Annotated in this window: 6 protein-coding genes; 3 read left to right on the forward strand and 3 right to left on the reverse strand. The window is 39.4% G+C overall.

Annotation, left to right across the window (positions count from 1 at the left end; genetic code table 11):
* The first annotated feature begins 145 nt into the window (after nucleotides 1-145).
* Nucleotides 146-1,720 carry an ABC transporter permease/substrate-binding protein gene (locus tag CALSC_RS28005; protein ID WP_200817596.1) on the forward strand — a complete coding sequence of 525 codons (1,575 nt, stop codon included), beginning with the start codon at nucleotides 146-148 and terminating at the stop codon, nucleotides 1,718-1,720.
* A gap of 641 nt (nucleotides 1,721-2,361) precedes the next feature.
* On the opposite strand, the gene glcD is transcribed toward CALSC_RS28005, so the two are convergent.
* On the reverse strand, nucleotides 2,362-3,840 hold the full coding sequence (gene glcD / locus CALSC_RS08715; protein WP_088240974.1) for a glycolate oxidase subunit GlcD: 1,479 nt from the start codon (nucleotides 3,838-3,840) through the stop codon (nucleotides 2,362-2,364).
* Nucleotides 3,841-4,519: 679 nt separating this feature from the next.
* Entirely contained in the window at nucleotides 4,520-5,140 is a 621-nt protein-coding gene (locus tag CALSC_RS08720) for a tetratricopeptide repeat protein (RefSeq protein WP_235006727.1), read from the reverse strand.
* An 868-nt stretch (nucleotides 5,141-6,008) separates the two neighbouring features.
* Here CALSC_RS08720 and CALSC_RS08725 point away from each other — a divergent pair.
* Nucleotides 6,009-6,335, forward strand: a complete 327-nt coding sequence (locus CALSC_RS08725; RefSeq protein WP_088240976.1) for a YbjQ family protein — start codon at nucleotides 6,009-6,011, stop codon at nucleotides 6,333-6,335.
* Nucleotides 6,336-6,510: 175 nt separating this feature from the next.
* Complete coding sequence (locus CALSC_RS08730) at nucleotides 6,511-6,876, forward strand: hypothetical protein (protein ID WP_235006729.1); 366 nt, start codon at nucleotides 6,511-6,513, stop codon at nucleotides 6,874-6,876.
* Nucleotides 6,877-7,119: 243 nt separating this feature from the next.
* Here CALSC_RS08730 and CALSC_RS08735 read toward each other — a convergent pair whose 3' ends face one another.
* On the reverse strand, nucleotides 7,120-8,163 hold the full coding sequence (locus CALSC_RS08735) for a WD40 repeat domain-containing protein (RefSeq protein WP_088240978.1): 1,044 nt from the start codon (nucleotides 8,161-8,163) through the stop codon (nucleotides 7,120-7,122).
* Nucleotides 8,164-8,646 lie beyond the last annotated feature (483 nt).

Consider the following 8,646-nt stretch of genomic DNA (forward strand, 5'->3'; position numbering starts at 1 on the left):
GTCTATTGACTGTTTTACAAGAAGTGGAAGCATCACTGCAAGCATCTTTTGTCAAAATTATCAATTCCCAGGATATAAGCACATTACCCCCAGTCAATTGCGAAGAATTGCTCGCTGCTTTTTACCGATTTAAGGAATCATGGGTATGAAACAGTTTCTGACTAATTTGTGGACATTCTTTGTCAGCCACTGGGGAGAAATTGGGGAACAAACTGTAGAGCACATTAGATTAACTGCAATTTCTCTATCAATTGCTGTGGTGATTGGTATTACAATCGGAATTCTGTTAACCCGCTATAAACAAGCTGCGAATAACGTCATTGGTATAGTGGGGGTAATTCAAACAATTCCCAGTGTTGCTCTTTTAGGTTTTCTCCTACCTTTGCTGGGAATTGGTGCTGTACCCGCCATTGTTGCCCTTTTTATGTATGCTTTGTTACCAATTGTTCGTAATACCTTTATTGGCATTGATGAGGTAGATAAGGACATCAAGGAAGCTGCAAAAGGTATGGGAATGCCAGACTTACAAATTTTGCTGAAAGTAGAGCTACCCCTCGCAATGCCCGTAATTTTTGCAGGGATTCGCACTGCTGCTGTGACCAATGTTGGTGTGGCTACCCTGTGTGCTTTAATTGCTTCTGGAGGTTTGGGACAATTTATTTTTCGCGGTATTGCTCTCAATCGGGTAGAGATGATTTTGGCGGGAGCAATTCCGGCGGCGGCTTTAGCACTACTGTTAGATTTTTTCCTCGGGATTCTGCAAAAAAATATCAGGAAACTGATTAAGCCTATCCTAGTAGCAGCAGTAATTTTACTTGGTATTTCCTTATTCTGGGTAGTCATGCCTACCGGGACTCCTGCCTTTAAGGCTGGATTTGTAGGTGAGTTTATGGAACGTGCTGATGGTTATCCTGGGTTAAGCAAGTTGTATAATTTGCGTTTGACTACTGTTGACTTAGATCCTGGGCTAATGTACCAAGCCGTCAAGGAAAAAAAAGTAGATGTCATCAGTGGTTTTTCCACAGATGGCAGAATTAAGGCTTATGATTTACGAGTTTTAGTTGATGATAAACATTATTTTCCTCCCTACTATCCAGCCCCTTTAATTAGAGGAAAAACTCTGAGGAAATATCCAGGAATAAGAGAAGCATTAGAGAAATTAGGTAATCAGATTTCTGATGAAAAGATGACTGAGCTGAATTATCTTGTTGATGAGAAGAAGCAATCTACAAAAAAAGTAGCTAAAGATTTTTTGCAGGAATTAGGTCTAAAAACAAATATTCAAAGAAATAATCGGGCTGATATTGTTATAGGCTCTAAAAATTTCACAGAGCAATATATATTAGCGGAAATGTTTACCATTTTAATTGAGAATTATACAAATCTAGATGTAGATTTAAAAATTGGCTTAGGTGGGACTAAAATTGCTTTTGATTCCCTAGTTAAAGGAGAAATTGACCTTTATCCGGAATATACAGGAACTGCACTATTGGTAATGACCAAACCTGATAAAGCAACCCGTGATGCTATTATTCAAGATAAGGATAAGGTATTTGCTTATGTTAAAGAAAAATTAAAAGCTCGCTATGACATGGAATGGCTAACTCCCTTGGGTTTTAATAATACCTTTGCCCTGATGATGCGTGGCGAAGATGTAGACAAACTCAAGCTTCGTTCTATTTCAGATTTAAGCAATTATTTGCAAGGTAAGCGGAACTGAGGTTATACCATTTTGGATTTTTGATTTTGGATTTTAGATTGTGAAATAGTTACTACATAAGCTTGTATTTCTTTCCATCTGTCGCATTTTTTTTTAAATTGATATTACAAATAATTCAAAAAAATTACCCTCTAAATCAAAGTTTAGGAGGCTTTTATTAATGATATTTATCCGAATTAACGCAATCGGTGCGAGGATGAAATTCAACAAAAACTGACCAATAAAAGTAGTTTCCAACTAATCCGAATTAACGCAATCGGTGCGAGGATTATCCACCGGTGGGTTGACCACCCCTGGATAATCGTTTCCAACTAATCCGAATTAACGCAATCGGTGCGAGTCTGTCGGCTGAAACCCTTGCAGAGCAGGCACCCCACAACAGGTTTTGACAGGTATCAAAAAAAGCCTCATTTCAGCCACGCTTATTGAGATAAATTACTAATTACCTCCCAATAACAACGGCTATAATTCTTTCCTAGTATAGGTTTCCGCCATTTTGACAGGGCCTCTAAGTTTTCGCCCCCACTTCGACCTGCCAAACTTCAAGCCATTAATAAAATATAAATTAAACCCTGATGTTTGTCGAGACAATTATGTTGCTTTTATACAAATAATATGCAGTCTCAAAGACTTAACCTGCCTTAAAATTGCTCAATTCCTGGAAACTTCTTCCCATTTTCACCCATACTCCTGGCTGCTTCCCCACAAGTACGGGGAGTGGGAAAAATTTTCCCTGGATTCGCCAATCCCCTAGGATTGAAAACTTCCCTTACCCATTGCATAGTTTCTAAATCAGCGTCGCTAAACATATCTGGCATGTAGCATTTTTTATCCGCACCAATACCATGTTCTCCAGAAATACTACCACCCACTTTGACACACAACTTGAGAATTTCTCCTCCTACCTCTTCCACCTTTTCCAATGCTCCCGGCACGGAATTATCATAAAGAATCAGTGGATGTAAATTACCATCTCCAGCATGAAAAACATTGGCAATTTTATAACCAGATTTTTCACCTAATGCCTCAATCTCTTTCAACACATAAGGTAGTTGAGTCCGGGGAATTACCCCATCTTGGACATAATAATCTGGACTTAAATGTCCCGCAGCCGCAAACGCAGCCTTTCGCCCTTTCCATAACTTTAATCTTTGTTGGGGGTCACTAGCAGAAGTCACATTCCGCGCCCCATTCTGTTGACAAATTTCAATTACTCGCTGTTTATTGACCCCTACTTCAACAGCCAAACCATCAATTTCTACTAACAGAATTGCCTCGGCATCACGGGGATAACAATTAGTTTTGACAACATCTTCCACCGCATTAATACTGATATTATCCATCATTTCCATGCCTCCAGGAATAATCCCGGCGCTAATAATATCAGAAACTGCCGCCCCAGCAGCCTCTACACTAGTGAAGTCTGCCAATAACACACAAATAGACTCGGCACTTTTGAGAATGCGTAAAGTAATTTCCGTAGCAATACCTAAAGTCCCTTCCGAACCCACAAAAATCCCGGTTAAATCGTAACCAGGCATTTCCGGTATTTGCCCCCCCAAATCAACTATTTCCCCATCCGGAGTGACAACTTTTAAACCCAATACATGATTAGTTGTGACACCATACTTTAAGCAATGCACACCCCCAGAATTTTCTGCTACATTCCCACCAATAGAACAAATAATTTGGCTGGAAGGATCGGGAGCATAGTAAAAACCAGCACCGCTAACTGCTTGGGTCACCCAGTTATTAATTACTCCTGGCTGAACTACCACCTGTTGATTATCCAAATCTATATTTAGTATTTGCCGCATTAAAGATGTGACAATCAACACGCAATTATTTGTCGGTAATGCCCCACCAGATAAACCAGTTCCAGAACCACGGGCAATGAAGGGAACGGAGTATTTGTTACAGATTTTCACAACTTCTGCTACTTGTTCCGTGGTTCTGGGTAAAACAGCCACATCTGGACGTTGACGATAGCTACTTAAACCATCACACTCATAGGTAATTAATTCTTCCCGGCGTTTTACCACACCATTTTGACCGAGTACTTTCTCAAACTCTTTGATGATGGGTTTCCAGTTGATTTTTTGAGTGTCTTGGGTAAGCATGAGGTTATGAGCAGGGGTGAGTAGACTTAGGGATAAGCGGCAAAGAAAATTAAGATAACCTTAGTCCTTCAGTATATCTTGAATTGATAACAGCATATCCCTTATTTGTAACCTGCCATTAGTCGCCACTAGGGCGTGTTTTAAAACCCCAAAAACCCCCTGGCTATAGGAGCAAAGCCTACCTAAGCAAGCTCAAAACCTTGATTTTCCCTAGTCCGCGCAGGCGGACTTAGTGCCTGTAGCCGCACCCTTCCAGGGTGTCGGCGAGTTTGAAAACAGTCCCTAGTATTCCACCACATTAATTTTGATAGCTAGTTTTATAGTCATATTTATATGACTTTTGCTATTAGACTGGGACTTATAGTCCTAGGCGGGTGTGATAGAAAATCTATCATATTTTATGGGACAGACCACTAATCATAAATTTATCTGCCCTTCTGACTTCTAAGCAGGGGGAAGGAAAAATCTTACTTATACCAATTCAAATAATGTTTGCAACTATAAATCCTTCGTCAGGGCACGGCACTAGTAAGATAATTGTATATATTGAAAGATTTTGGATCCCGTGCCTCTACCCGTCTGTCCCATTCTCTTTTTAAATGGTATTAAATAATTGATGGTGAAAATTTTTTCATCTCTACGAGAAGCCGCGCTTGGCGCGTCTACGGGACTACCTGATTCAAACTCCTAAACCCCGCAGCACACCATCTACCCTACTTGCACTACTGGCTTTACCTTGACGTTCGTATAAATCTCGGGCTTTTCTTAATTGAGCGATCGCATCTTGACGACGACCCCGTTTTTTCATTTCTGAACCCATTAATTCATAAGCACGAGCGTTTCTGGGGTCGATTTCCAGTAATCTTTGATATGCCCACCTAACTGCACCATAATTACCCAGACGGGATTGAGTCACCATCAGGCCTAAATAGGCATTTTTATTATTACGGTTGAGTTGAATCGATTTACGATAAGCTTCCTTAGCAGATTTCATGTCTCCCAAATTGCCGTGGACATAAGCCACTGCATAGTAATAATCGCTACTATTTTGATTGAGAGCGATCGCTCGACGATAAGAAATGAGTGCGCTACGGAAATCGCCTTTTTGAGCCTGGAGAAAACCAATACCAGCAGGGATTGTGTGATTTTTGGGTTCTAAAGTAGCAGCCCTTTGATAAACAGCGATCGCCCTATTATAATCCCCAGAACTCACCAGTCTTCGTCCTTCTTGTAGTAACCGAATTACTTGTGGGCTGCTTTTTTGGGCGATCAGTATTTGAGCGCGAGCCACTGAAGGCATTGTTAACCCAATGCTTCCAACTAAAAGAATACTAATTATCGAAGATATCTTTCTATACACAGCAAATTACCTGAAAGCTTTTGCAATTGTTTCCCCATTTTTGGGAATTGCTTGTCTATTAAAACAAAAATATTCTGATTTGCAAACTATAGGATTACTATAGGAATTTGCACCAAATCAGGTATTTTTGGGTGTGCGGGAACACTAACATCCTAAAATTCAAAGTTTTCTTTAGCATACAAAATTTATTTAGATACAAGATTCTGTTTGAGCCATATAGTAAAACACCCGTTTGTTCGGTGTTCTCAATGAACAATTAAACCTATCAATCACTCTGCTTGATAAAAGTACCTTGGATTATAGTACAGATTGACAGACATAAACCTACCATTGAAAAAAAGTAAAAATTAGAAAGTAGAATACTTTTAATCTCTAATTTTTGATTTCCGCCCATGATTGCTAGTTGCTCTGAGATTCCTCACTCAATCTAGCCAGGAAGAGGCAGGGGAGCAGGGAGCAGGGGGCAGGGGAGAAACTCCATACATGAATAATGTAGGGGCTTGAAATAGCGATGCAGCGCGGTCTTGGGGGTCTCACCCATGAGCGACTGTATAAAGAAAGGAATTATTGAGCCTTGTGCTTATGCATCGCGGCACAATTATTTCTAATTTTTCCACAAATAAATTTGGGGGCTTGTATCCTTTTCTTTTTCGGTCACTCATGGACAATACTTTGTCCACAACCAAACATGAAAATACTCCCATCACTCCATCCCTCCATCACTCAATCACTCCCCATTTTCAAGCTAGGGACAATGATAAATGCATAGCACCGTCATGGTAAGCTCGAATTGTCTTGAGGTTTATTTATGCTTTTAACTACAACTGATGTAATTCAAGGATCTATTATTCAGTCATACTTAGGAATTGTCACAGCAGAAGTTGTTTATGGTAGTAATTTTCTGCGGGACTTTTTTGCCAGCATTCGTGACATTATTGGTGGACGAACTGGTAGTTACGAACGGCTATTCCAAGAAGGACAAAAAAAAGCGATCGCAGAATTGGAACAAAGAGCAGAGCGTTTGGGTGCAGATGCAGTCATTGGTATTGAAATTGATACAGGAACCATTAATGTTGATGAATCAGGTGTATTAATACTCATTACTGCTACAGGTACAGCAGTCAAGATACAATAATTGCACAGGGTAGAAAAGGACTATTGTCAAGCACCCTTTCATGTATAAAAATTCCTCTTCTATGCACCCATCACTAAGTAGAATATTTTCTAGAGGAATTTGTTCCTTTAAAAAATGCTGTGAAAAATTTTCGATCCATATGGCTACCAAATTTCCCAGGCTGCTTGTGTTTGTAATGATTCTTGCCTTCATTCTCTGCTTCCCTAAAATAACCATAGCAGCACCAGCCATATTTAATGCCAACCCGACTGCAACCATTTCCCAACAGATTAGGACAAGGATACTTTCAGATATTGATTTAACTCCCCAATTTCGGCAAAAACTCCAAGGTGTGCGTCAACGACGTAACCGTGACATTCAGAAAGTTTTGAGCGCATCTGAGCAGACTCAACTGATTCACAATTTACGTGCAGGCGATCGCTTACCTCAAGCTTTAGATAAACTAAAATTATCACCAGATCGACGAGAAATGATTAAGGCGATTGTAAAAATTAGCGAGCTGAAAACTAAAGCCATCTTATCGGGGTATCCTCTAAAATAATTTAGAAGAGAATTGGCGTTGCTGAATAAAGATATGAATTTGTCTCACGCAGAGGTGCAGAGAATAAGAGTTTGAGAGACCTGATTTTTAAATTTCATATTCCAATTCAGCAATGCCAGAAAATTGAATGGGGATGTACAGTTAACTGTACATCCCCTTAACAATAAGAACTATTCATTTTCTAGTATCACAGTAGAAAGCTATAGGGTACATCCCAGCTTTTATTTGATCACATTGAATAATTTACACACACTGCCAAATCTTGACAACACCATCCTCACCACCACTGACCAAAATTTTATTGTCAGGACTAAATGTCAGAGATTTAACCCCAGATAAATGTCCCCTCAGGGTGTTAATCACTTCTCCATTATCAAGGTTCCAGAGTTTAATAGTCTTGTCAGCACTACCACTAGCCAGAGTTTTTCCATCAGGACTAATAGCTACAGCATAAACTTCATCACTATGTCCCCGAAGAGTCCAAATCACCTCTTGGGTATTCAAGTTCCAGAGCTTAATAGTTTCATCTGCGCTACCACTAGCAAGTAGCTGACCGTTGGGACTGATAGCGATACCATTAACGATAGATGAATGTGCTTTCAGGCAAGCCACCTCTGCTGTTGTTTGTAAACTCCAGAGCTTGATAGTTTTATCGTAACTACCACTGGCGGTTATTTTACCATTGGGACTGATAACTACAGAATTTACCCAATCCCCATGTTCCATCTGTGGAACAGCGCCACTGGGAGTCAGAACTAGCTTACCCGTAGCTACATTCCATAATTGAACATTTTTACCGCGATCGCCACTAATTAGTATCTTACTATCTGCACTGAAAGTCAGACTATTGACTCCATTGATGTGTCCCATAAATTGGCGAATTAGCCTCCCTGTTGCTAACTCCCATAATTCAATTGTCCCACTCACACGACTGCTGGCAATAATTTTATTATCTGGACTGATTGCAATGGATTTAAGAATACTGGAAATCGGAGCAAATGTGCGAATTAATTCTCCTGTTTGCAAATGCCAAAGTTTAAGATATAACCTTCCTGTAGCTAAAAATTGTCCGTTATTACTAAAAGCAATAGCTGGTGAATTATGGCTTAATGTACTGGTACAGCTCAATTTTGCTGATCCAACCCATAGCTCATCTGCATGGGTATAGTTCTGTCTTTTGGTCTGGTCTAAGACTTCAAAATAAGAAATATTATCTTTAGTAGAAGGTAGTTTTGAAGTTAAAATGCTGCCATTATTAATTGCCCCGTCAACAGTTATTTTGTGCATTATTCAATCCAGTATTTTAGTAAAGTTTGTTTTTGTCTGTATATTTATAGTGGCGATTTTTTCAGAGATTTGCCACTACTTTTGGATATAAATTTGGACATAACTTTCTCTGACCAATAGTTACTACCTGCAGTTCACATGTTTAGCTAAATATTCCTGTTAAAGAATAGGATTGTTTTTGATACAGAGTATGTAAAAAATTTAGCGGAGATAAAAATAACATAGCGTCATCAGGAGGATAAATGACTATTTGCAGAAAGTTTTGCCTCAATTAGATCATGTAATTATTTTCACATTTTCTTTCCCAGTATTGTTTAGTTATTGATAATTAATGTGGTAAAGTACTAGGGTTTAAAAATATAGCACTACGTAATTAGGTTAGCCATTTGCAGACGGCTACACCAATGGACACGTTAGGGGAACGCTTAGGGCTAACGGTGAACTAAGTCGAACCGTTAGGAATCAAAACCTATGAACAGTAGG

Origin of the sequence: Calothrix rhizosoleniae SC01 (assembly GCF_900185595.1) — a bacterium.
Taxonomy (GTDB): Bacteria; Cyanobacteriota; Cyanobacteriia; order Cyanobacteriales; family Nostocaceae; genus Calothrix_A; species Calothrix_A rhizosoleniae.